The following is a 25,170-nucleotide window of genomic DNA, read 5'->3' as shown; positions in this document are numbered from 1 at the left end:
GGGAGTCCGCAGGATGGAAAAGAAAACGCAGGCGCTGCAGGCGCCGATCTCGCCGCGCCCGAAGAACTTCGTGGCGCACCTCCACACACTGGCCGACACGCGGCACGACGACGTCTGGCTCACCGTTGTGAGCGCGGCGGATGGCGAGGACCACGCGGAGCCGATCAGCTACGGCGCCTTCGAGCGCCGCGTGCGCGCACTCGCGGCCCGGCTGCAGCAGCAGTTCGCCAGGGGCGAGCGCGCCCTGGTCATGCTGGACAACGGCGACCACTACGCGGTGAGCATGCTGGCCTGCTTCTACGCGGGCGTGATCGCGGTGCCGGTGTTCCCGCCGGAATCGGCGCGCCCGCAGCACCTCGCACGGCTGAGCGGCATCGCCGCCGATTCGCAGGCGCGCTGCGTGCTGACCTCCGACGCCATGGCACGCGCGATGAATGCAACGAGCGCGGGCTCGCGCCAGTTCGGCGATGCGGACATCGTCGCCGTCGACACCGTGGACATCGCGCTGGCCGACGGATGGGCCCCCTTCGAGCCGGCCGGCGGCGACATCGCCTTCCTGCAATACACCTCGGGCTCCACCTCGGCGCCCAAGGGCGTGATCGTGACGCACGGCAACCTGATGGCCAATGAGGAGGCGATCCAGCGCAGCATGGGTGTCGGGCCGGGCGACAGCTTCGTCTCCTGGGCGCCTCTCTATCACGACATGGGTCTGATCGGCGGACTGTTGCAGCCGCTCTACAGCGGCATTCCGCTGGTGCTCAGCTCTCCAGGTTATTTCCTGGAGCGCCCGGTGCGCTGGCTCGAACTGATCTCGCGCCATCGCGCGACGCTCAGCGGCGGCCCCGACTTTGCCTACCGCCTGTGCCTGGAGCGCGTGAAGGACGCGCAACTGGCCCGGCTGGACCTGTCGAGCTGGCGCGTGGCCTACACCGGCGCCGAACCCGTGCGCGCCGATACCGAAATCGAGTTCATCTCGCGCTTCGCACCCGCGGGTTTCGACCCGGCGGCCGTCTATCCCTGCTACGGCCTCGCCGAAGCGACGCTCTTCGTCACCGGCGGCCGCCGGGGCGGCGGACTGGTTGCGCCCACGTTTTCCGCCGCCGGCCTCGCCAGCGGCGCAGGAACACCGGCGGACGATGGCACGACGCTGGTCGGCTGCGGCGATGTTGCGCCCGGCCATCGCCTCGAGATCGTCGATACCGAATCGCTCTCGGCCGCGGCCCCCGGAAAGATCGGCGAGATCTGGACCTGCGGCCCGAGCATCGGCCACGGCTACTGGGGCAAGGAGCGCGAGACGCGCGAGACCTTCGTCGAGCGGGACGGCCAGCGCTGGCTGCGCACTGGCGACCTCGGCTTCATGCACGAGGGCCAGCTCTACGTCACCGGCCGCATCAAGGACCTGATCATCGTCCGCGGCCACAACATCTACCCGCAGGACATCGAGCGGCTCATCGAGGCCGAGGTCGATGCCGTGCGCAAGGGCCGCGTCGCGGTCTTCGCCACGCAGGGGCCGGGAGGCGAGGGCATCGGCGTGGCCGCCGAAGTGTCGCGCAGCATGCAGAAGCTGGTGCCGGCCGCGGCGCTGGTCGATGCGCTGAGTGCCACCGTGGGCGAAGTGCTCGGCGAGACGCTGTCGGCCGTGCTGTTGCTCAATCCGGGGGGCATGCCCAAGACCACCAGCGGCAAGCTGCAGCGCAGTGCCTGCCGTGCGGGCTGGCTCGACGGCAGTGCCGACGCGTATGCCGTCTACCAGCACGGCGCCTTTGTGCGCGGAGGCCCGGTCGAGGCCGTTGCCGAGGCGCCGCTCGACGAAGTCGAGCAGGCCGTCGCCGCCATCTGGCGCGAGGTCTGCAGGTATGGCGACGACCGTGCGCTCGGCCGCGATGCCCACTTCTTCAACTGCGGCGGTAGTTCCCTCACCGCCACGCAGGCGGCTGCGCGCATCGGCGCGCGCTGGCAGATCGGCTTTCCCGCGCGCAGGCTCTTCGAGCAGCCGCGCCTTCGCGATTGCGCGGCGGCCATCCGCGAACTGCAGCTGCAGGGCGTGCACCCGCAGCCCGCGCCGATCGCCGTTCTCTCCGCGGAGCGGCGGCTGTTGCCGCTGCCGCTCTCGCACGCGCAGGAGCGCCAGTGGTTCCTCTGGCAGATCGATCCCTCGAGTGCGGCCTACCACGTGAGCGGCGCGCTGCGCCTCACTGGCGCCTTGCGGGTCGATGCGCTGCAGTCGGCCTTTGATGATCTCGTGGCGCGACATGAATCGCTGCGCACGGTGTTCAACGCCGGCGTCGATGGCAGCGTGGAGCAATGGATCAAGCCGGCCGGCTCGGTGCCGCTGTCGCTGGTCGACCTGCGCGGCCCCGAGGCCGAAGCCGATGCGCAACTGGAAGAAGCCATGCGGCGCCTCAAGGCCCAGCCCTTCGACCTCACGCAAGGCCCGCTGCTGCGCGCCGCGTTGATCCGCATCGCCGATGAGGTGCATGTGCTCGCCGTGGTGATGCATCACATCGTGTCCGACGGCGCCTCGATGCAGTTGCTGATCGACGAACTGGCCGCAGGCTACGCCGCGCACCTGAAGGGCAATGCCGTGCGCGTGCCCGCGCCGCGAATCCAGTACGCCGACTACGCGCTCTGGCAGCGCGAGTGGCTGGCGGCAGGCGAGGGCGAGCGGCAGCTGGCCTGGTGGCGCGCGCAACTCGGCGACACGCACGCCGTGCTCGACCTGCGCACCGACCACCCGCGCAAGCCGCAGGCCGGCTACAGCGCCGCGCGCCATGCCTTCGAACTCCCGGCGAGCCTGCTCGCGCAGTTGCGCAAGACCGCGGATGGCGGCAACGCCACGCTCTTCATGGTGCTGCTGGCGGGCTTCCAGGCGCTGCTGCACCGCTACACGGGGCAGGAAGAAATCCGCATCGGCGCACCGATTGCCAACCGCAACCGCGTGGAATCCGAAGGCGTGGTCGGCCTGTTCGTCAACACGCTGGTGCTGCGCAATCCGATCCATGGCCGCCTCGGCGCATCGCGCGTGCTCGCGCAGGCACGCGATGCAGTGCTGGGCGCACAGGCGCACCAGGATCTGCCCTTCGAGCAGCTCGTGCAGATGCTGCAGCCCGAGCGCAGCCTGAGCCGCACGCCGCTGTTCCAGGTGATGTTCAACCACCTGTTCGAGGACTACCGCGCGCTCGGCCAGTTGCCCGGCATCGCCGCGCAAGACCATGCGCTGCCCGATCTCGCGGCCCAATTCGAGCTCACGCTCGAGGCGCGCGAGCGGCCCAGCGGCCAGCTCTCGCTCGCCGTGATCTACGCGGCCGAGCTGTTCGAGCCCGACACCATTGCGCGCATGGCCGGCCACTACGTCGCGGCCCTGCAGGCGCTGGCCGATCGTCCTGATCAACCCGTCGGCGACATCGAGTTGCTCGGCGCGCCGGAGCAGGCACGGCTCGCGCAGTGGGGCGTGAATGAGCATCGCGAGCCGCAGCCCGAGCCCGTGCACCGCATGATCGAGCGGCAGGCCCGTACGCAACCTGATGCCACCGCGCTGCTCTACGCCGACGAGTCGCTCGGCTTCGCGGAACTGAACCGCCGCGCCAACCGGCTGGCGCATCGGCTGATCGCGCTGGGCGTGAAGCCCGAGGTGCTCGTGGGCATCGCGATGGAGCGCTCAATCGAAATGGTCGTCGCCATCCTGGGCGTGCTGAAGGCGGGCGGCGCCTATGTGCCGCTGGACCCCGAATACCCCGCAGAGCGCCTGGCCTACATGGTGCAGGACAGCGGCATCGGCCTGCTGCTCACGCAGAGCAGCCTCGCCGATTGCGTGCCCGACCGTCGTGGACTCACGGTGCTGGAGGTGGACGCCGCCGATTTCAGCGCCGAGCCCGAGAGCGATCCGCAGGTCGGCCTGCACATCGAGAACCTCGCCTACGTGATCTACACCTCCGGCTCCACCGGCAAGCCCAAGGGCGCGGCCATCCGCCACAGCGCGCTGCACAGCTGCATGGCGTGGATGCAGGGCATCTACAAGCTCACGCGCGCCGACACCGTGCTGCACAAGGCGCCGTTCGGTTTCGACGTGTCCGTGTGGGAGCTGTTCTGGCCGATGACCGCGGGCGCAAGGCTGGTGGTGGCCAACCCCGGCGATCACCGCGACCCTGCGCGCCTGGTCGAACTGATCCAGCGCCACCAGGTCACCACGCTCAACTTCGTGCCCTCGATGCTGCAGGCCTTTCTTGCGCACGAGGGCATCGAGACCAGCACACGCCTGCGCCACATCATCTGCGGCGGGGAAGCGATGCCGGCCGAGACGCAGAAGGAAACGCTCGAGCGCCTGCACGGCGCGGGCCTGCAGAACCTCTACGGCCCCACCGAGACCACGATCCACGTGACGCACTGGGCCTGCCGCAACGACGGCCGGAGCCAGGTGCCCATCGGCAAGCCGATCAGCCACACCAGCACCCACGTGCTGGATGCCGATCTCAATCTGGTGCCGCAAGGCGTGGCGGGCGAGCTGTACCTGGGCGGCGTCAGCCTCGCGCGCGGCTACCTGAAGCGGGCCGGCCTGAGCGCCGAGCGCTTCGTGGCCGATCCGTTCGACGGCGCCGGCGGCGGGCGGCTCTACCGCACCGGCGACCTCGTGCGCTGGAACGGCGAAGGGCAGCTGGAGTATCTGGGCCGCATCGACCACCAGGTGAAGATCCGGGGCTTTCGCATCGAGCTCGGCGAGATCGAGGCGCAGCTGCTTGCACAGCCCGCCGTGCGCGAAGCCGTTGTAATCGCCAAGGAAGGCCCCGCCGGTGCGCGGCTGGTTGCCTACCTCGCGCCGCATGCGGGCGAGGCCATCGACACCGCGGTGCTGAAAGACCGGCTTGCGCAGGCGCTGCCCGACTACATGGTCCCGCGCGCCTTCGCGGTGCTCGATGCATTGCCGCTGAACGCCAACGGCAAGGTGGACCGCAAGGCACTGCCCGAGCCGGCTATTGCCGGCGGCCAGGCCTACGAGGCGCCGCAAGGCCATGTTGCGCAGACGGTGGCCGCGGTGTGGTCCGAGGTGCTGCAGGTCGCGCAGGTCGGCTTGCACGACAACTTCTTCGACCTGGGCGGCCACTCGCTGCTGCTGATCCGCGCGCACCGGCTGCTGGAAGACCGGCTGCACACCGCCATCCCCGTGGTCAATCTCTTCAAGTACCCCACCGTCCAATCCTTGGTCCAGTGGCTGGAGCAGGCCCCCGCGCGCGCCGCCGCATCGGCCACCGCGGCCGCGGCCGGCGACGACCGGGCCCTGCGCCAGCGCGCCGCCATGCTTCAACGCCGCAAAGCGGCAGAGAGAGTCAACTGATGTCCCAACCCTTCGAACCCTCCGAGCCGAGCGGCATCGAGATCGCCATCGTCGGCATGGCCGGGCGCTTTCCCGGCGCCGACGACGTGGACGCCTTCTGGCGCAACATCCGGGACGGCGTGGCCTCGGTCTCCCGTTTCACCGACGAGCAGCTGCGCGCGCAAGGCGTGCCACAGTCGCTGCTGGACGATCCCGACTACGTGAAGGCCGGCGTGATGTTCGAGGGCTTCGACAAGTTCGATGCCGGCTTCTTCGGCTACTCGCCGCGCGAGGCCGAAACCCTCGATCCGCAGCAGCGCATCTTCCTGGAGTGCGCCTGGGCCTCGCTGGAGCACGCGGGCTGCGATGCCGCCCGCTGGCCGGGCAAGGTCGGCGTGTATGCGGGCGAGGGCGCCAACGTGTACCTCATCCGCAACCTGCTGCCGTCGTTCGGCCTCGGGGCGGCAAGCGGCATCGCCGATCTGCTGGGCCTCATGAGCGGCAACTCGGGCGGCTCGCTGTGCACCCGCGTGTCGTACAAACTCGACCTGCGCGGCCCCGCGGTCACGGTGCAGACCGCCTGCTCCACATCGCTCGTCGCGGTTCACACGGCCTGCCAGGCGCTGTTGAGCCACGACTGCGACATGGCCCTGGCCGGCGGCGTGTGGCTCAACCTGCTGCAGGAAGGTGGCTACCGCTACCAGGCTGGCGCCATCCTTTCGCCCGACGGCCACTGCCGCGCCTTCGACGCCAAGGCGGCCGGCACCGTCATCGGCAGCGGCGCGGGCATCGTGGTGCTCAAGCGGCTGGACGACGCGCTGCGCGACGGCGACACCATCCATGCGGTCATCAAGGGCACCGCAGCCAACAACGACGGCTCCGCCAAGGTCGGCTTCACCGCGCCCAGCGTGGACGGTCAGGCCGAGGTGATCCGCGCGGCACAGCTCATCGCGGGCGTGCCTGCCGACACCATCGGCTACATCGAGGCGCATGGCACCGCGACCACGCTCGGCGACCCCATCGAGTTCGCCGCGCTCACGCAGGCATTCCGCGCCGAGACCGCGCGCCGCGGCTTCTGCGCCGTGGGTTCGGTGAAGACCAACATCGGCCATCTGGACGCCGCAGCCGGCGTGGCCGGGCTCATCAAGACGGTGATGGCGCTCAAGCACCGCATGCTGCCGCCCAGCCTGCACTACGAAAACCCCAATCCGCAGATCGATTTCGCCTCCAGCCCGTTCTACCTCAATGCGCAGCTGCGCCCGTGGCCCGAGGGCGAGGCACCGCGCCGTGCGGGCGTGAGCTCGTTCGGCATCGGCGGCACCAACGTGCACGTGGTGCTCGAAGAGGCGCCGGCAGTTCCCGCGGCACGGACCGCTTCCGGCTGGCAGGTGCTGCCCGTGTCGGCAAAGGACGAAGCAGCGCTGGTACAGGGCCGATCGCAACTCGCGGCGCATCTGCAAGCCCATCCGGAACTGGCGCTGGGCGATGTGGCCCAAACGCTGCAGAGCGGACGCCGCCCCTTCGCGTGGCGCAGTGCCGTGGTGGCCAGCCAGCCGGCGACGGCCTCGGAGATGCTGGCTTCGCCCATGACCCCCTCGTCGCGCGTGCCCGCCGCCGCGCCCGAGGTGGTGTTTCTGTTTCCGGGCGGCGGTACGCAGCATGCACGCATGGGCGAGGCGCTCTATCGGGACAGCGCCGTGTTCCGCGAAGAGTTCGACCGCTGCGCGGCGTTGCTGAAGGCCGGCACCGGCATCGACCTGCTCGCGCTGGTGTTCCCGGCCGACGGCGACGAAGCCGCAGCGAACGAGCGGCTGTTCCGCATCGAATACGCGCAGCCCGCGCTGTTCGCCGTCGAGTACGCGATGGCGCGCTGGTGGATGAGCTGCGGCGTACAGCCCGCGCTGATGCTTGGACACAGCCTTGGCGAATACGTGGCGGCCTGCCTGTCGGGCGTGTTCTCGCTCGAAGACGCGCTGCGCATCGTCGCCGCGCGCGGCCGCCTGATGCAGACGCTCGCAGCGGGTGCGATGACGGCGGTGTCGCTGCCCGAATCGGCGCTGGCCGAATTCCTTCGCGACGGCTGCGACCTGGCGGCGGTGAACGGCGAGCAGCTCTGCGTGCTGGCCGGCGCGGTGGACGCCATCGAGCGCGCGGAGGAGGCCTTGCGCGCGCGCCAGCAACTGCCGCGCCGCCTGCATGTGGCCATCGCCTCGCATTCGAGCCTGGTCGATCCCATCGTGGCCGAGCTGGAGCAGCTGATCGCTTCGCTGCCGCGCCATGCGCCGCGCATTCCCTTCCTGTCGAACGCGACCGGCCAGCCGATCACCGAAGCAGAGGCAACCAGCCCGGCGTATTGGGGCCGCCATCTGCGCGGAACCGTGCGCTTCGCGGACGGCCTGCGCGAGATCTTCGCCGCGCCCGGCCGCGTGGTGCTCGAGGTGGGCCCCGGCGAGACGCTTGCGGGCCTCGCGCGCCAGCATCCGCAAAGCCGCGAGGCCGCGGGCATCTGGGCGAGCCAGGCCCACCCGCAGCAAACGGCGCGCAACGCCCAGCAACTGGCCATTGCCGTGGCCGGGCTTTGGACCGCGGGCGTCGACATCGACTGGGCGGCATGCCGCGCGGAGGGCGCAAGCCGTCGCCGCGTGCCGTTGCCCACCTATGCCTTCCAGCGCAAGCGCTTCTGGATCGAGGCGGGCGAGGCCGCGCAGCCTGCGAAGAGCACCTCGCCGAGCCTCTTCTACACGCCCCGCTGGGAGCGCAGCGCACCGCTTGTACCCGCAGAAAAGCAGGGCGCGCGCGCAGGTTGCACGCTGGTGCTGGGCGATGCAAACAGCTTCACCGACCGGCTCTCGCGCACCCTGCGCGAGCGCGGTGAAAAAGTGGTGCTGGCCTTGCGCGGGCCGCGCTTTGCCCGCACCGCGCCGGGCCAGTACGCCCTGCGCGCAGCCGAGCGCTCCGACCACGAAGCACTGCTGCGCGAGGTCGAAGCCGAAGCCGGGCCGGTGCTGCGCCTGCATCACCTGTGGAGCCTGGACGGCGACCGGCCCGCGGCATCGCACGCGCAAGTCTTCGAGGCCGGCTACTTCAGCCTGCTCGCACTCGCGCACGGGCTCGATGCGGTAGGCGCAGCGGGCCGCGAAACCATTGCGCTCAATGTGGTGACCGACCGGGTCGAAGACGTTGCCGGCACCGAGCCGCTCGCACCCGAGAAGGCCACGCTGCTCGGCCTCGCGAAGATCCTGGGCCAGGAGTACCCGTCGATTGCCTGCCGCGTCGTGGACGTGGTGCTGCCCGCAGCCGAGAGTGCAGCCGAGGCCGAGCTCGCGCGCCGCGTGGCCGACGAGGCATGGGCGGCGCCCGACGAATTCCTGGTGGCCTACCGCGGCCCGCATCGCTGGCTCAAGCGCTATTTGCCGCTGTCCGATGTGCCCGCGCCCGCCGCAAGGCAGCGCCTGCGCGAAGGCGGCGTCTATCTCATCACCGGCGGCATGGGCGGTGTCGGCCTTGCGATGGCACGCTACCTGAGCCGCACCTGGAAAGCGAAGCTCGTGCTGCTCGGCCGCACGCCCCTGCCCGGGCGCGGCGATTGGGAGCGCCTCGTCGCGGATGCTGCCCAGCCCGTGGTGCTGCGGCGCAAGCTGCAGCAGCTGATCGATCTCGAAGCGGACGGCGCCGAGGTGCTGCCGCTCGCGGCCGACGTGAACGATGCCGCGCAGCTGCGCACCGCGCTCGCGGCCGTGCACGCACGCTTTGGCGCAGTCCACGGCGTGGTGCATGCCGTCGTGCACCCCGACCGCGGCATGATCGCCCAGCGCACGCCGGCACTGGTCGAAGCGGCCTTCGCGCCCAAGATCGCGGGCACGCTCGCGCTGCTCGATGCGCTGCGCGCCGAGCCGCTGGACTTCGTGCTGTTCTGCTCGTCGATCTCGGTGCTCATCGGCGGCCTCGGCCGCAGCGACTACGCCGCTGCCAATGCCTACCTGGACGCACTTGCCACGGCAAGCCGCCGCAGTTCGCCGCTGCCGCTCTTCTCGGTCAACTGGGACGCGTGGCGCGACGTTGGCGTGGCCGTGGACATGGACCTGCCCGAGGGCGTGGGCCTGGACGAACGCACCGGCGTGCTCGCTTTCGAGCGCATCGCCAACGGCCCCGACCTGCCGCAGACCATCGTGTCCGCCTCGCCGCTGGCACAGCGGCTCAGGCCGCTGGACGACCTGTTCGATTCCCTCGACGACGCGCCCGCAGCCGAGCTGCGCACCGGCCATTCGCGCCCCGTGCTGCAGACGCCGTATGCCGCCCCTGAAGGCGAGCTGGAAGGCGTGCTTGCCGGCTTCTGGAGCGATGCGCTGGGCATCGTGCCCGTGGGCGTGCACGACAACCTGTTCGAGCTGGGTGGCGATTCGCTGCTCGCCATTCGCCTGCTGGCCCGCGTACGCAAGGCCTACGGCGTGGAGCTGCATCCCGCCGCGTTCTTCAAGGCGCCGACCATCGCCGAGCTGGCGACCCTGGTCGAGCTGCGCCTGATCGAGGACATCGAACGCGAAGCTGAAACCGCAGAAACCACCGAAGACAGCGCACCATGAGCGAGACCCAGAACCTTTCCGAACGACGCGCCCGGCTCACGCCGGCGCAACTGAGCCTGCTGCAGCAGCGCCTGAAGCGCGATGCGGCCCCGGCGCCTGCGCGCGCGGCAATCGTGCGCGGCCAGGACGATGGCGCCGGGGCCGCCGCGGCCGTGTCCTTCGCGCAGCAAGGGCAGTGGTTCCTGTGGCAGTTGAACCCGGGCAACACCGCCTATCACGTCGGCGGCGGGCTTGGCTTCTCGGGGCCGCTCGACATCGCTGCCTTGCGCGATGCCATGCAGGCGCTCGCGGCGCGGCACGAGGCGCTGCGCACCGTCTTCCGGTCGGGGGCGGGGGGACTGCCCGAGCAATGCATCCAGGCGGCGGCCGGGATCGCAATTCCCTTCATCGACCTGGCCGCACTCGACGCAGCGGCGCGCGAATCGCGCTACGCCGAAGTGGTGGCGGACGTCTGCCGCACACCTTTCGACCTGAGGGCCGGCCCCTTGCTGCGCGGCACGCTGCTGAAGATGGCGGAGGGCGAACACCAGTTGCTATTGATGATGCATCACATCATTTCCGATGCCTGGTCGGTCGAACTGATGCTCGACGAGCTGGCCCAGCTCTATGCGATGCGCGTTCAGGGCCTGCCGGCATCGCTGCCGCAACCGGAAATCCGCTACGTCGATTTCGCCCGCTGGCAGCGCAAGTGGCTGGACGACGGCGAGGGCGAGCGCCAGCTCGCCTACTGGCGCGGCCGGCTCGGAGAGAGCCACCCGGTGCTCGCGCTCGCCACCGACCGGCCGCGCGCCGCGGACGTGGACTACAGCGCGGCGCAGCACACGCTGGACGTACCCGCCCAGCTCGTGGAGGCGCTGAAGCGCCAGTCCCGCGAGCAGGGCGGCACGCTGTTCATGGCCTTGCTCACCGCGTTCCATGCCTTGCTGTTTCGCCACACCGGGCAGCCGGAGATCCGCGTCGGCGTGCCCGTGGCGGGGCGCGGCCGGCCGGAGACCTCGGGCGTCATCGGCGCCTTCATCAACACCGTGGTGCTCGATGCGCGCATGCACGGACAGCTGCGCCTGGCCGACCTGTTGCAGCAGGTGCAAGGCGTGTCGCTCGAAGCGCAGGCGCACCAGGACCTGCCGTTCGAGCGGCTGGTGCAGGCCCTGCGGCCCGAGCGGGGGCATGCGGGCTCGCCGCTGTTCCAGGTGATGTTCAACCACCTGGGCCAGGGCGATCGGCCGTTGCAAGGCTGGCCCGCACTGCGCGTGCGCCGGATCGATCTCGCCCAGCGTGCCGCGCCGTTCGAGCTCACGCTGGAAACCATCGAGCGCGCAGATGGTGGCATCCAGGCCAGCTTCCGCTATGCGGCGGAGCTTTTCGAGCCGCAGACCATGGAGCGGCTTGCAGGCCACTATTGCCGCGTGCTCGAAGCCTTGGCCACGCGCCCCGCATCGACGCTGAACGAGCTCGATCTGCTGGGCGATGCGGAAAAAGTGCAGCTTGGCCGGTGGAGCGTCAACACGCACAGCCACGGCGAGGCCGTGCCGGTGCACCGCCTCATCGAACGGCAGGCGGCCCGGCGTCCGGATGCGGTCGCGGTGCTGTTCGGCGACGTGTCGCTCAGCTACGGCGAACTCAACCGCCGCGCCAACCAGCTCGCGCACCGGCTGATCGAAGAGGGCGTGGGCCCCGAGGTCAAGGTGGGCATTGCGCTGGAGCGCAGCCTGGAGCTGGTGGCAGGCCTGCTCGCGGTCCTGAAGGCCGGTGGCGCCTACGTGCCGCTGGACCCCGAGTACCCGGCGGAGCGCATCGCCTACATGGTCGAAGACAGCAAGCTCGGCCTCGTGCTCGCGCACAGCAGCCTGGCCGATCGCCTTGCGCTGCCGGCCGGCGTCCCGGCGCTCGCGCTCGACAAGCTGGACCTCGGGAGCATGGCGCAGACCGACCCCGTGGTCGCGCTCAACGGCGAAAACCTCGCCTACGTGATCTATACCTCGGGCTCCACCGGCCGTCCCAAGGGTGCGGCCAACCGGCACGCCGCATTGCACAACCGGCTGGCATGGATGCAGGCGGCCTATCCCATCGACGGCGCGGACACCGTGCTGCAGAAAACACCGTTCAGCTTCGACGTGTCGGTGTGGGAGTTCTTCTGGCCGCTCATGGCCGGCGCGCGGCTGGCCGTGGCGGCGCCCGGCGATCATCGCGAACCCGCACGCCTTGCACATCTGATTCAGCGCCACAGCGTGAGCACGCTGCACTTTGTGCCCTCGATGCTGCAGGCCTTCCTGGCGCACGACGGCATCGAGGCCTGCACGAGTCTGCGGCAGATCGTCTGCAGCGGCGAGGCATTACCTGTCGAGGCGCAACTGGGCGTCTTCAAGCGGTTGCCGCAAGCAGCGCTGCACAACCTCTACGGTCCTACCGAGGCGGCCATCGACGTCACGCACTGGACCTGCCGCAGCGACGGCCGCAGCCAGGTGCCGATCGGCCGGCCCATTGCCGGCACGCAGGCCTTCGTTCTCGATGCCGACCTCAACCTTGCAGCGCCGGGTGTGGCGGGCGAGCTCTATCTGGGCGGCATCGGGCTTGCACGCGGCTATGTGGAACGCGCGGGGCTCACGTCCGAGCGCTTCGTGGCCGACCCTTTCGGCACGGCCGAGGGCGCCCGCCTGTACCGCACGGGCGATCTCGTGCGATGGAACAGCGAAGGGCAGCTCGACTACCTCGGCCGCATCGACCACCAGGTGAAGATCCGCGGCTTTCGCATCGAGCTCGGCGAGATCGAGGCCCAGCTGCTCGCGCAGCCCGAAGTGCGCGAGGCTGTCGTCGTTGCCAGCCAGGGTTCGGCTGGCGCGCGGCTCGTGGCGCATGTCTCGGCGCAGGCTGGCCAGGCCGTCGACGCCGCGCAGCTGCGCGAACGCCTCGGCCGCGTGCTGCCGGACTACATGGTGCCGGCCCTCGTCGTCGTGCTGGACAGCCTGCCGCTCAACCCGAACGGCAAGGTGGACCGCAAGGCGCTGCCGCAGCCCGAGCTGGCGAGCGCGCGCGCCTACGAAGCGCCGCAGGGCGAGGTGGAAGAAGCGCTGGCCGCCATCTGGGCCGAAGTGCTCGGCGTGGCGCGCATCGGCCGCCACGACAACTTCTTCGAGCTCGGCGGCCATTCGCTGATGTCGGTGCAGCTGGTGGCCCGCGTACAGCGCGCAATGCATGCGGAGCTCTGCGTGAAAGACGTCTTCCAGCATCCGGTGCTCGCCGCCATGGCGGGGCTCGTTGCTGCAGCGGCGGCCAGAAAGCCCGTCGCCCAATCCCTTTCGGACATTGATTCCTTCATCGACAGTTTGGAGATCGCTTGATGGAAATCACGGCAACCCACCTTCACATCGGCAAACGCTTCTCGGGCCTCGCCCCCGCGCAGCGCCGCGCGGTCTACCAGAAGATCCGCGCGGAGGGCCTGGCCATCGGGCAGTTTCCGATTCTTGCGCGCGATGCGGCTGCGCAGGCGCAGTGCCCCGCCTCGTATGCGCAACTGCGCCAATGGTTCCTGTGGCAGCTGGAGCCCGGCAGTTCGGCCTATCACATCTCGGGCGGTCTCAAGCTCAAGGGCCGGCTCGACCGGCAGGCGCTGCAGGCCAGCTTCGACGCCTTGCTCGAACGCCATGAGTCGCTGCGCACGGTGTTCCAGGCGGATGCCGGCGGCCATGTCGAACAGCGGATACGGGAGGGCGTGACGCTGGAGATTCCGCTGACCGATCTTTCGGGCCCGGAGGCTGAGGCTCGCGACGCCCGCGCGCGGGAAGAGGCCGTGCGCCTGGCCGAAACGCCCTTCGATCTCACGGCCGGGCCGCTGCTGCGCGTCGCACTCATCCGCCTGGCCGCCGACGAGCACCTGCTGGTCGTCGTCATGCATCACATCGTGTCGGACGGCTGGTCGATGCAGATCCTGGTCGACGAATTCGTCACGCAATACCGTGCGCGCGCGGCTGGGCAGGCACCGCGGCTCGCCCCCCTGCCGATCCAGTACGCCGACTACGCGCTGTGGCAGCGCCACTGGCTCGAAGCCGGCGAGAAGGATCGCCAGCTCGGCTACTGGAAGGCGCAGCTGGGCGCGGCGCATCCGGTGCTGCAGTTGCCCACGGACCACGCGCGGCGCAGCGACGGCAAGTACAGCGTTGCACGCCATGAGTTGGCGCTGCCGCAGCCCCTGGCCGATGCGCTGCACCGGCGCGCGCAGGCCGAGGGCAGCACGCTCTTCATGGTGCTGCTCACTGCGCTGCAGGTGCTGCTGCACCGCTACACCGCGCAGCAGGACATCCGCGTCGGCGTGCCCGTGGCCAACCGGCACCGGGTGGAGTCGGAGCGCGTCATCGGCTTCTTCGTCAACACGCAGGTGCTGCGCAATGTGCTCGACAGCCGCACCAGCCTGCGGCAGGCACTGCAGCAAACCCGCGAGGCGGCACTCGGCGCACAGGCCCATCAGGACCTGCCGTTCGAGCAGCTGGTCGAAGCCCTGCAGCCCGAACGCAGCCTGGGCACGGCACCGCTGTTCCAGGTGATGTTCAACCACCAGCGCCGCGACAACGCGGCGCTTGCCACGCTGCCTGGCCTCACGCTGGAAGACTATGAGATCGGCACGCAGGTGGCCCAGTTCGAGCTGACCCTGAGCACCGTCGAAGATGCGCAGGGCCACCTGCAGGCGAGCTTTCATGTGGCGCAGGAGCTGTTCGACCCCGAGACCGTCGCCCGCACGGCCGCGCATTACCTGGGCGTGCTGCGCGCGCTTGCCGAACGGCCCGAGCAAGCGGTGGGAGACATCGACCTGCTCACCGCGGGTGAAAAGGAGCGGCTCTCGAACTGGGGCGTGAACGGTTCCGGTGATCGCAGCACCGAGCCTGTGCACCATCTGATGGCCTGGCACGCGAAGACCAACCCGGATGCGCCCGCGCTGCTCTTCGGCGACGAGGTGCTGAGCTACGGCGAACTCGACCGCCGCGCCAACCGCCTGGCGCACCGGCTGATCGCGATGGGCGTGAAGCCCGAGACGCGCGTCGGCATCGCGGTGGAGCGTTCGCCCGATATCGTGGTCGGCCTGCTCGGCATCCTGAAGGCCGGCGGCGCCTATGTGCCGCTCGATCCGGAGTATCCCGCCGACCGCCTGGCCTACATGGTGGAGGACAGCGGTATTGCGCTGCTCGTCACGCAAAGCCATGTGATGGCGGGCCTGCCGCTGCGGGACGGCCTTCGCGTGCTGCAGCTGGACACCGCCGACCTGGCCGGCGAGCCCGACAACGCACCCCATGTGCCCGTGCATGCGGGCAACCTCGCCTACATCATCTACACCTCGGGTTCGACCGGCATGCCCAAGGGCGTGATGGTGTCGCACGGCCCGTTCGCCGCGCACTGCGTGGAAACCGCGGTGCTCTATGAAATGGGCCGGCAGTCGCGCGAGCTGCACTTCCTGTCGTTCTCGTTCGACGGGGCGCACGAGCGGCTTTTTACGGCGCTGTGCTGCGGCGCATCGCTGCTCCTGCGCGATGCCTCGCTCTGGAGCGCCGAGCAGACGCTCGACGCCATGCAGCGCCACGGCGTGACCAATGCCGGCTTCCCGCCGGCCTACCTGCGGCAACTGGCCAACTGGGCGCGCGACACCGGCCGCTGCCCACCGGTGCACCTGTACTCCTTCGGCGGCGAGGCAATGTCGCGCGAAGGTTTCGACGCCGTGTGCCGGCACCTGAAGCCCGCGCTGCTGATCAACGGCTACGGCCCGACCGAGGCGGTCGTCACGCCGATGCTGTGGAAGGTCGCAGGCACCGCGACTTTCTCCGAGGGCTATGCGCCCATCGGCCGGCCCGTGGGCAACCGCAGCGCCTACGTGCTCGACGCGGACCTGAACCTGGTGCCGCGCAACGTGGCTGGCGAGCTGTACCTCGGCGGGGAGGGGCTGGCGCGCGGCTACCTGCACCGCGCGCCGCTCACGGCCGAACGCTTCGTGGCGAATCCCTTCGATGCGCAAGGCGGGCGCCTCTACCGCACCGGCGACTGGGTGCGATGGCGCGACGACGGGCAGCTCGAATACCTGGGGCGCATCGACCATCAAGTGAAGATCCGGGGCTTTCGCATCGAGCTCGGCGAGATCGAGGCGCAACTGCTGGCCCAGCCCGAAGTGCGCGAAGCGGTGGTGGTCGCAAGGCCCGGGCCGAGCGGTGCGCGGCTGGTGGCTTATGTGTCGCCGCGGGACGGCCGGCTCGCCGACGCGGCCGTGCTGAAGGAGCGGCTTGCCCGCGCGCTGCCCGACTACATGGTGCCGGGCACGCTGGTGGTGGTCGATGCGCTGCCGCTCGCCCCGAGCGGCAAGGTCGACCGCAAGGCGCTGCCGGAGCCGACCGCCGAACACGGCAAGGCTTTCGAGCCGCCGCAGGGCGCAGCCGAAGAGGCCATTGCGGCGGTTTGGACCGATGTGCTGGGTCTCTCGCGCGTGGGCCGCGACGACAACTTCTTCGAGCTCGGCGGCGATTCGATCCTGAGCCTGCAGATCGTGGCGCGCCTGCGGCTGGCGGGCTGGAAGGTCGCGCCCAGGCAGATCTTCGAGCGGCAGACGGTGGCGCAGCTCGCGGCTGTCATGGCACCGGCCGAGGCGTTGCTTGCCCCGGTGGGTGATGTGCAGGGTGAAGCCCCGCTGCTGCCGTTCCAGCATGAGTTCTTCGGGATGGATATGCCGGTGCGAGCGCATTGGAACCAGGCAGTGCTGCTGAAGAACCGCGAGCCGCTGCAATTGCCGGCCTTCAGGCAGGCGCTGCGCGCGGTGGTGCAGCAACACGACAGCTTGCGCCTGCGCTACCGGCAGGACGCCGGCGGGCTGTGGCACCAAAGCTATGAGACCGTGCCCGAAGACCAGTTCGCGGAGCTGGTGTGGGTGCGGCGCGCGGCGGATGCCGCGCAGGTGGCGCCGCTGTGCGAAGAGGCGCAGCGCAGCCTGGACCTGGCGCATGGCCCGCTGGTCCGTGCGCTCGCCGTCGAGCTGCCGGATGGCGACTCGCGGCTGTTGCTGGTCGTTCACCATCTGGTGGTCGATGGCGTGTCGTGGCGCATCCTGCTCGAAGACCTGCAGGCCGCGTACCGGCAGAGCCTTGCGGGCCGGGCCATCGCGCTGCCCGCTGCGGGCAGCAGCTGCAAGGACTGGGCCGTCGCATTGCAGGGTTATGCAAAGGCCCATGGCGGCGAGCTCGCCCACTGGCAGGCGCTGGCCGACGTGCCGGCCGCGCTGCCATGCATGCGTCCGCATGGATCGAACACCGCGGCCGACCAGGAGAGCGTCGAGTGGCGGCTCGACAAGGCCACCACGGAGGCGTTCCTGAAGGATGCACCCGCGGCCTACCGCACGCAGGCCAACGACCTCCTGCTGACGGCACTGGGCCGCGCGCTGTGCGCGTGGAGCGGGCACGACAGGCTGCTGGTCGACCTGGAAGGCCACGGCCGTGAAGACCTGTTCGCGCACATCGACCTGTCGCGCACGGTCGGCTGGTTCACCGCGCTGTTCCCTGTGGCGCTCGATCCGCTCGGCGCAGAAGGCGAGGCGCTCAAGCGCGTGAAAGAAAACCTGCGCCGCGTTCCGTGCAAGGGCGTGGGGCATGGTGTCTTCAAGCACCTCGGCGATGCCGCGCAGCGCGAGGCGGTGCGCGCGCTGCCCAAGGCGCAGGTGGTCTTCAACTATCTGGGCCAGTTCGACAACAGCGGTGCCGATGCGCAGGCGCAATGGAGCCTCGCGCAGGAGCCCAGCGGCGCGCCGGTGGATGGCGGCGCGCCGCTCACGCACGAGTTCTCGATCAACGGCCAGGTCTACGGCGGCGAGCTCTCGCTGCGCGCGAGCTACAGCCGCGCACGCCACGACCGCGACGCGGTCGTGGGCTGGATGCAGCGCTTCCGAGAGGAACTCGAAGCGCTGGTGCGGCATTGCACAAGTGGTGCCGAAGGGGTGACGCCGGCGGATTTTCCGCTGGCCGCCATCGACCAGCCGCAGCTCGACGCGCTGGCGCTGCCGGTGGCAAACCTTGCGGACCTGTACCCGCTCTCGCCGATGCAGGCCGGCATGCTGTTCCACAGCCTGTTCGCGCCCGGCGGCAGCGCTTACCTGAACCAATTGCGCGTGGACATCGACGGGCTCGATGCCGAGCGCTTCAAGGCGGCTTGGCGCGCAGTGCTCGAGCGGCACGAGGTGCTGCGCACCGGATTCGTCCAGGGCGAAGCTGGGTGGCAATGGGTGGCAAGGCAGGTCGAGGTGCCGCTGGCCGAACACGACTGGCGGGGGCGCGTCGATGCGCCCAGGGCCCTGGACGCGCTGGCCAACGAGCAGCTTGCGCAGGGTTTCGACCTCGCGCGGCCGCCGCTGATGCGGCTCGTGCTGGTGCGCGTTCGCGATGACCGGCACCACTTCGTCTGGACCATGCACCACCTGCTGCTCGACGGCTGGAGCACGTCGCAGCTCATGGGCGAGGTGCTGCGGCACTACGCGGGCGAAGCACCCGCGGCCCCCGGCGGGCGCTATGCCGACTACATCGCGTGGCTGCAAGGGCGCGACGGCGCTGCCGACGAGCACCACTGGCGCCAGGAACTCGCCTGCCTCGAAGGTCCCACCTGGTTGGCCAACACCTTGCCCAAGCCAGTGGTCGAACAGGGCGGGCACGGCATGCACCGCCACGAGATCGACGCGCCGCGCACGCGCACGCTGCTCGAAGCGGCCCGGCGCGAACGCGTGACCCTCAACACGCTGGTGCAGGCCGCGTGGGCGCTTCTGCTGGCGCGCCATACGGGACAGCGCAGCGTGAGCTTCGGTGCCACCGTGGCGGGCCGGCCGGTGGATCTTCCCGGCGCGCAGCAGATGCTGGGCCTGTTCATCAACACGCTGCCGGTGATCGCCACGTTGCAGCCGGACCAGCGCGTGGGCGATTGGCTGCGGGCGCTGCAGGCGCGCAACCTCGTGGCGCAGGACCACGAGCACACGCCGCTCTACGAAGTGCAGCGCTGGGCGGGGCAGGGCGGACAGGACCTGTTCGACAGCCTGGTGGTGTTCGAGAACTATCCGCTCGACCAGGCGCTGAAGCAGCAGGCGCCCGGCGGCCTGCGCTTCGGCGAGGTGCGCAACCGCGAGGAAACGAACTATCCGCTGACCCTTTCCGTGCACCAGGGCGACACGCTGGTGCTGAGCTACAGCCACGCGCGCAGCCAGTTCGACGAGGCAGCGGTGGGCGTGCTGGCCGCGCACATGGACAGGCTGCTCGGGCTGCTGGCCCACGCGCCGGACGCGCGGCTGGGGGACATGGGGCTTGCGGACACGCTGCCGCCGCCGGGTGAGGCGATGCGCAATACAAGGGGCGATGTCGAACCCGTGCACCGCTGGATCGAGCGCCAGGCCAAGGCGAATCCGCAGGCCATCGCGCTCGTGCTCGGCGATGAGACGCTCGGCTACGGCGAGCTCGACGCCCGTGCCAACCGGCTGGCGCACCGGCTGGTCGCGCTCGGCGTGAAGCCCGAGGTGAAAGTCGGCATCGCGGTCGAGCGCTCCATCGAGATGGTGGTGGGCCTGCTCGCGATCCTGAAGGCCGGCGGCGCCTATGTGCCGCTGGACCCCGAGTACCCGGCCGACCGGCTGGCCTACATGATCGAGGACAGCGCGATCCGCCTGCTGCTCACGCAAAGCCATGTGAAGGCGAAGCTCCCGGCGGGCGATGCCCTGCAGGTGCTGGAGCTCGACACGCTCGACCTGCGCGCCGAACCGGCGCACGCACCCGAAGTGGCGGTGCACGCCGACCACCTCGCCTACGTGATCTACACCTCGGGATCGACCGGCCGCCCCAAGGGCGCGCAGCTCACGCACCGCAACGTGGCGCGACTGCTGGGCGCCACCGACGGCTGGTTCCGCTTCGGCGCACAGGACGTGTGGACGAATTTCCATTCCTACGCGTTCGACTTCTCGGTGTGGGAAATCTTCGGTGCGCTGTGCACTGGCGGCAAGCTGGTGATCGTGCCGTACTGGGTGAGCCGCTCGCCCGACGACTTCGTGGCCTTGCTGCGCGCACAGCGCGTGACCGTGCTGAACCAGACGCCATCGGCCTTCCGCCAGCTGACCCACAGCCCGGCGCTGGAGGATGGCGAACGCCTTTCGCTGCGTTGTGTGATCTTTGGCGGCGAGGCGCTGGAGCCGGAGAGCCTGCGGCCCTGGATCGATCGCTTCGGCGATGCGCAGCCGCAGCTGGTCAACATGTACGGCATCACCGAGACGACGGTGCACGTGACCTACCGGCCCATCGTGCGGTCCGATCTCGACCAGAAGCGCAGTCCCGTGGGCGTGTGCATCCCGGACCTCGGGCTGTGGGTGCTGGACAGCGACCTCAACCCGCTGCCCGTGGGCGTGCCGGGCGAGTTGCACGTGTCCGGCGCAGGCCTGGCGCGGGGCTATCTCAACCGCGCCGGCCTCAGTTCGGAGCGCTTCATCGCCGCACCCTTCGGTGAGCCGGGCAGCCGGCTGTACCGCACCGGCGACCTGGTGCGCTGGCGTGCAGACGGCCAGCTCGACTACCTCGGGCGCATCGACCACCAGGTGAAGATCCGGGGCTTTCGCATCGAACTCGGCGAGATCGAGGCGCAGCTGCAGGCCCAGCCCGAGGTGCGCGAAGCGGTGGTCCTGGCCAAGGACGGCCCGGCGGGGGCGCGGCTCGTCGCGTATGTGTCGCCGCGGGCCGGCCGGGAGGTGGATGTCGCGGTGCTGCGCGAGCGGCTCTTGCAGCACCTGCCCGACTACATGGTGCCCTCGGCCATCGTGCGGCTCGACGCGGTGCCGCTCAACGCGAACGGCAAGGCCGACCGCAAGGCGCTGCCCGATCCGGAACTCGCGAGCGACACGGCCTATGCCGAGCCGCAGGGCGAGGCCGAGACCGCGCTCGCGGCGATCTGGTCCGAGGTGCTGGGCGTGGAGCGCGTCGGGCGCCACGACAACTTCTTCGAGCTCGGCGGCCATTCGCTGCTGGCGGTGCAACTGGTATCGGGCGCCAAGCGGCGCTTCGGCATCGAGCTGCCGCTGCGCACGGTGTTCGAGCAACCCTCGCTGATGGCATTCGCCGCCGCCGTGGCCGCGGTGGCCACTGAACCGCCAGCCGGCGCCACGGTCTCCCAGGACCGCGGCGTCGAGCGCATCGATGCCCTCCTGGGCGAACTGGAGATGGAAGACCTATGAGTCTGGAAATGACCGCGCTCTCGCGCCGCTTCGCTGCCTTGCCTGCGGCCAGGCAGCGCGTGTTTCTCGAGAAGCTGCGCGCGAGCGGCGTGGGTTTCGACGCGCTGCCCATCGTGCCGCGCGATCCCGCGGCGCCGGTGCCGGTGGCCTATGCGCAGCGCGCCCTGTGGCTGGTGTGGCAGCGCGCGCCGCAGTCGCCCGCGTACAACCTGTCGGGGCGGCTGGCGCTGCCCCTGTCGTGCACGCCGCAGCAGGTGCAAGCCTGCCTCGCCCAACTGGTGGCGCGGCACGAGGTGCTCTGCACCACCTACCCGGCCGGCGCCGAAGGGCAGCCGCTGCAGCACATCGACCCCGGGCATCGCTTCGGCTGGGCGGTGCGCGAATGGACTGGCTCGCGCGCGGACAGCGAGCGCGAGCTTGCGGCTGCCGCCACCGAGTTCGGCGCGCGGCCGTTCGATCTGGAGCATGGCCCCGTGTTCCGCGGCCAGCTGAATGTCTTTGCCGACGGCGCGCCCGAACTCTTTCTCGCGGTGCATCACATCGCGGCCGACGGCCAATCGGTGGCGCTGCTCGTCGCCGAGCTGCAGGCGCTGCTCGCCGCGCCCGCGGGGAGTGCACAGCCTGCGGCGCCGGCCCTGCAGTACGCCGACTACGCCGTGTGGCAACGCCAGTGGCTCGAAGCCGGCGAACTCGAAAGACAAACCGCGTACTGGCGCGAACAACTGCGGGGTGCGCCGCAAAGCACGCCGCTGCCGCTGGACCGTCCGCGCCAAAGGGCGCGCGATGCGCGCGGCGGGCAGATCAGCTTCGCGCTGCCGCCGGATGTGTCGCAGCGCCTGAAGGAGCTGGCGCGCAAGCAGGCCGCATCGCCGTACATGGTGGCGATCGCGCTGCTCGGCCTCCTGGTCTACCGCTACAGCGGCGAGCGTGACGTGTGCATCGGCTCGCCGTCGACCACGCGCGACCGCCCCGAGCTGGCTGCCCTGGTGGGCCACTTCACCAACGTGCTGGTGCTGCGCATGAAGGTGGACCCCGCGGCCGGCTTCGTCGCGCTGCTGTCGCAGGTGCGCGAGCGCGTGCTCGAAGCCAAGAGCCACCAGGACCTGCCGTTGGACATGCTCGTCGAGGCGTTGGCGCTGGAGCGTACGCCGGGGTTGCATCCGCTGTTCCAGATCAAGTCGACGCAGCAGGCGGCGGGGGCTGTGCCCGCCGATCCGGCGGCTGCCGCGCACGGCATCGGCGTGGACGAAGTGCACTTCGACCTGAGCTTCGACCTGGTCGACGCCGGTGGTGCACTGTCCTTCGTCCTGGCGTATGCCGTGGACATCTTCGACCATGCGACCATCGAGCGGCTGGCCGATGCGCTGCGCAGCCTGGCGGCGCAGGTTGCGGCCGATCCGGCGCGCGCGTTGAGCGGCATGCAATTGGCCGGCGATTCGAGCCTGCGCGGGGAACGCGCCTGCTGGCCCGCCGACAACGTGCTGGCCCTGTTCGACCAGGCGGCCGCAAGGCGCCGCGGCGCGACGGCGCTCACCTTCGGCGACCGCGCGCACAGCTTCGATGAACTGGCGCGCGCTGCCGGCCACTGGGCCGCCGAGCTCGAAAGCCGCGGCATCGGTACCGAGCAGCGCGTGGCCGTCTGCATCGAGCGCACGCCCGAATTCGTGCTGGCGGCGCTGTCGGTGCTGAAGGCCGGGGGCGTCTACGTGCCCATCGACCCGGCGCTGCCACAGCAGCGCATCGACGAGCTGCTGGCCGATTGCGGCGCTGTGCTGGTGCTGGTGTCCGGCGGCAAGCCGCGGCAGGCCGCGCTGCCGTGCCTGCAGGTGGGCTTCGACGTGCCGGGCGGCTTCGTGCCGCACCGTGCACGTGCGGTGCATCCTGCGCAGGCCGCCTACCTGATCTACACCTCGGGATCGACCGGCCGGCCCAAGGGCGTGGTCGTTCACCACGGCGCGCTGGCCAACTACGTGCAGGGCGTGCTCGAGCGGCTGGCGCTGCCCGAGGACGAGAGCTTCGCGATGGTGTCCACCGTCGCGGCGGACCTGGGCCACACCTCGCTGTTCGGTGCGCTGTGCTCGGGCGGTGCGCTGCACCTCGTCTCGAGCGACGCGGCCTTCGATCCCGATGCATTTGCGGACGGCATGGCGAAGACGCGCGCCGGCGTGCTGAAGATCGTGCCCAGCCATCTGAAGGGCCTGCTGAACGCGCAGCGCGCGGCCGCGGTGCTGCCGTCGCATACGCTCGTGCTGGGCGGCGAGGCGACGGACGCCGCGACGCTGCAGGCCATTCGGGCGCTGCGGCCGGACCTGCGCATCTTCAACCACTACGGGCCGACCGAGACCTCGGTCGGCATGCTGACGCATGCGGCGCCGGCGCAGGCCGACGGAGCCGGCAGCCTGCCGCTGGGCAAACCCATTGCGAACATGGACGCCTGGGTGCTCGACGACGCATTGCAGCCCGTGCAGCCCGGCATGGCGGGCGAGCTCTACATCGGCGGTGCCGGCGTGGCGCGCGGCTATCTTTCACGCGCCGGTCTTTGCGCCGACCGCTTCGTTGCTTCCCCCTTCGGCGACGGCCAACGCCTGTATCGTGCGGGGGACCGCGTGCGCCAGCGCAGCGACGGCACGCTGGAGTTTCTGGGCCGCAGCGACGACCAGGTGAAGATTCGCGGCTACCGCGTCGAGCCGGGCGAAGTGGCGGGCCGCATCCGCGAACTCGATGGCGTGGCCGATGCAGTGGTCGTTGCAGAGCAGGGCGCGCAGGAGAGCACAGTGCTGCGCGCCTACGTGGTTGCCGGACCGGGCGGTTCGCCCGACGTGGAACAGCTGAGGCACGCGCTGGCGGACAGCCTGCCGGCGTGGATGGTGCCCGAGCGCATCGTGCTGCTCGACGCGCTGCCGCTCACGGCCAACGGCAAGATCGATCGCAAGGCGCTGCCGCGCCCGGCGCAGCCCGAGCCCGCGCGGCTTTTCGACGCCCCGCGGGGCGCGACCGAAGAGGCGCTGGCCCGCATCTGGAGCCAGGTGCTCGGCGTGGACCGCATTGCACGCGGCGACAACTTCTTTGCGCTGGGCGGCGACTCCATCCTGAGCTTGAAGCTGGTGGCGCGCATCCGCAAGCAGCTGCCCGGCGGCGGCCAGCTGAGCCTGCCGGATGTGATGCAGGCCAGCAGCCTCGGCAGCCTCGCCGAGCGGCTGCGGCAGAAGTTCGAGGGTTCGCATGATGCCGTCTGCCTGAGCGCGAGCGGCACCGGCGTGCCGCTGTTCTGCCTGCCGGGACTCATCGTGAATACGCGCGAGTTCCTGCCGCTCGCGCAGGCGCTGCAGGGCGAGCGCGTGGTGTACGGCTTCGTGAGCCACGTCTACACGCGCAAGCGCTGGCGCGGTTTCGATCTGCAGGCGCTGGCCGCCGAGTACGCGAGTTTCATCCTCGCCACGGCCACCGAGGGGCGCTGCGCGCTGCTGGGCTGGTCGTCGGGTGGCGACCTGGCCTTCGAGCTCGCGCGGCAACTGCAGGGACGCATCGAGATCGTGTTCACCGGCATGCTGGACGTGTTCGAGACCGCGCCGCTGCGCGCCTCGACGCCGCTCGATGCTGCCCGGCGCGCCCAGGCCGACGAGGTGCTCTCGGAGTGGCTGGGCCGCTCGGAAATGGCCGGGCACTGGAAGGCGCTCTTCGCCCGCATGGACGACGAGGAACTTGCCTGGGTGGCCGAGCAGGTGCTGGATCCGGCGCAGCCGCTGCCGCTCGACGGCACCGGCGACGAGGCGGCCGAGTACCTGTTGTGGACGACGCTCGACAAGCGCGTGCAGGCCGCGCGCTACACCTATGCGCGCTCACCGCTGCCGCTGCACGTGTTCCTCGCGGACAGCTCGCTGCGCCGCGAGGAGACGCTGCGCAACTGGGCCGACCACGCGCCGGTGGTCTCGGCCGAAGTGCTGCCGCAGGCCGATCACCTGGACATCGTTCGCCATCCCGCGCTGTGCGCTGCGCTGAAGGGGCTGCTGCGCGAGGCCGATGCGGCGCATGGCGCCGTGCAGGCAGGCCTGGCCGCGCAATCGGCCTGA

General features: G+C 70.3%; 5 protein-coding genes. All 5 read left to right on the top strand.

The window, feature by feature from the left end; all coding sequences use genetic code 11:
• The first annotated feature begins 13 nt into the window (after positions 1-13).
• From IB278_RS13290 to IB278_RS13270, 5 genes are read left to right on the top strand one after another with little or no spacing between them, the layout of a single operon-like run.
• Positions 14-5,329 (top strand): non-ribosomal peptide synthetase, encoded by a 5,316-nt coding sequence (locus IB278_RS13290; protein ID WP_192323638.1) that lies wholly within the window; start codon positions 14-16, stop codon positions 5,327-5,329.
• Entirely contained in the window at positions 5,329-9,891 is a 4,563-nt protein-coding gene (locus tag IB278_RS13285; protein WP_192323637.1) for a beta-ketoacyl synthase N-terminal-like domain-containing protein, read from the top strand. The genes IB278_RS13290 and IB278_RS13285 overlap by 1 nt, the downstream gene beginning before the upstream one ends.
• Complete coding sequence (locus IB278_RS13280) at positions 9,888-13,229, top strand: non-ribosomal peptide synthetase (RefSeq protein ID WP_192323636.1); 3,342 nt, start codon at positions 9,888-9,890, stop codon at positions 13,227-13,229. Before IB278_RS13285 ends, IB278_RS13280 begins: the two co-directional genes overlap by 4 nt.
• A complete protein-coding gene (locus IB278_RS13275) occupies positions 13,229-21,100 on the top strand; it encodes a non-ribosomal peptide synthetase (protein ID WP_192323635.1) in 7,872 nt (2,623 codons plus the stop codon). The genes IB278_RS13280 and IB278_RS13275 overlap by 1 nt, the downstream gene beginning before the upstream one ends.
• A complete protein-coding gene (locus IB278_RS13270) occupies positions 21,097-25,170 on the top strand; it encodes a non-ribosomal peptide synthetase (protein ID WP_192323634.1) in 4,074 nt (1,357 codons plus the stop codon). The genes IB278_RS13275 and IB278_RS13270 overlap by 4 nt, the downstream gene beginning before the upstream one ends.

The sequence above is a fragment of the Variovorax sp. VRV01 genome (assembly GCF_014852545.1).
Lineage (GTDB): Bacteria > Pseudomonadota > Gammaproteobacteria > Burkholderiales > Burkholderiaceae_C > Variovorax > Variovorax beijingensis_A.
Note: the sequence above shows the minus strand (reverse complement) of the source record. Positions and strands in the feature narration are given on the sequence as shown.

Bases quoted from the DNA above. Each gene is read 5' to 3' on its own strand.
- IB278_RS13285 (WP_192323637.1), top strand. From the start codon at position 5,329: ATGTCCCAACCCTTCGAACCCTCCGAGCCGAGCGGCATCGAGATCGCC.
- IB278_RS13290 (WP_192323638.1), top strand. From the start codon at position 14: ATGGAAAAGAAAACGCAGGCGCTGCAGGCGCCGATCTCGCCGCGCCCG.
- IB278_RS13275 (WP_192323635.1), top strand. From the start codon at position 13,229: ATGGAAATCACGGCAACCCACCTTCACATCGGCAAACGCTTCTCGGGC.
- IB278_RS13280 (WP_192323636.1), top strand. From the start codon at position 9,888: ATGAGCGAGACCCAGAACCTTTCCGAACGACGCGCCCGGCTCACGCCG.
- IB278_RS13270 (WP_192323634.1), top strand. From the start codon at position 21,097: ATGAGTCTGGAAATGACCGCGCTCTCGCGCCGCTTCGCTGCCTTGCCT.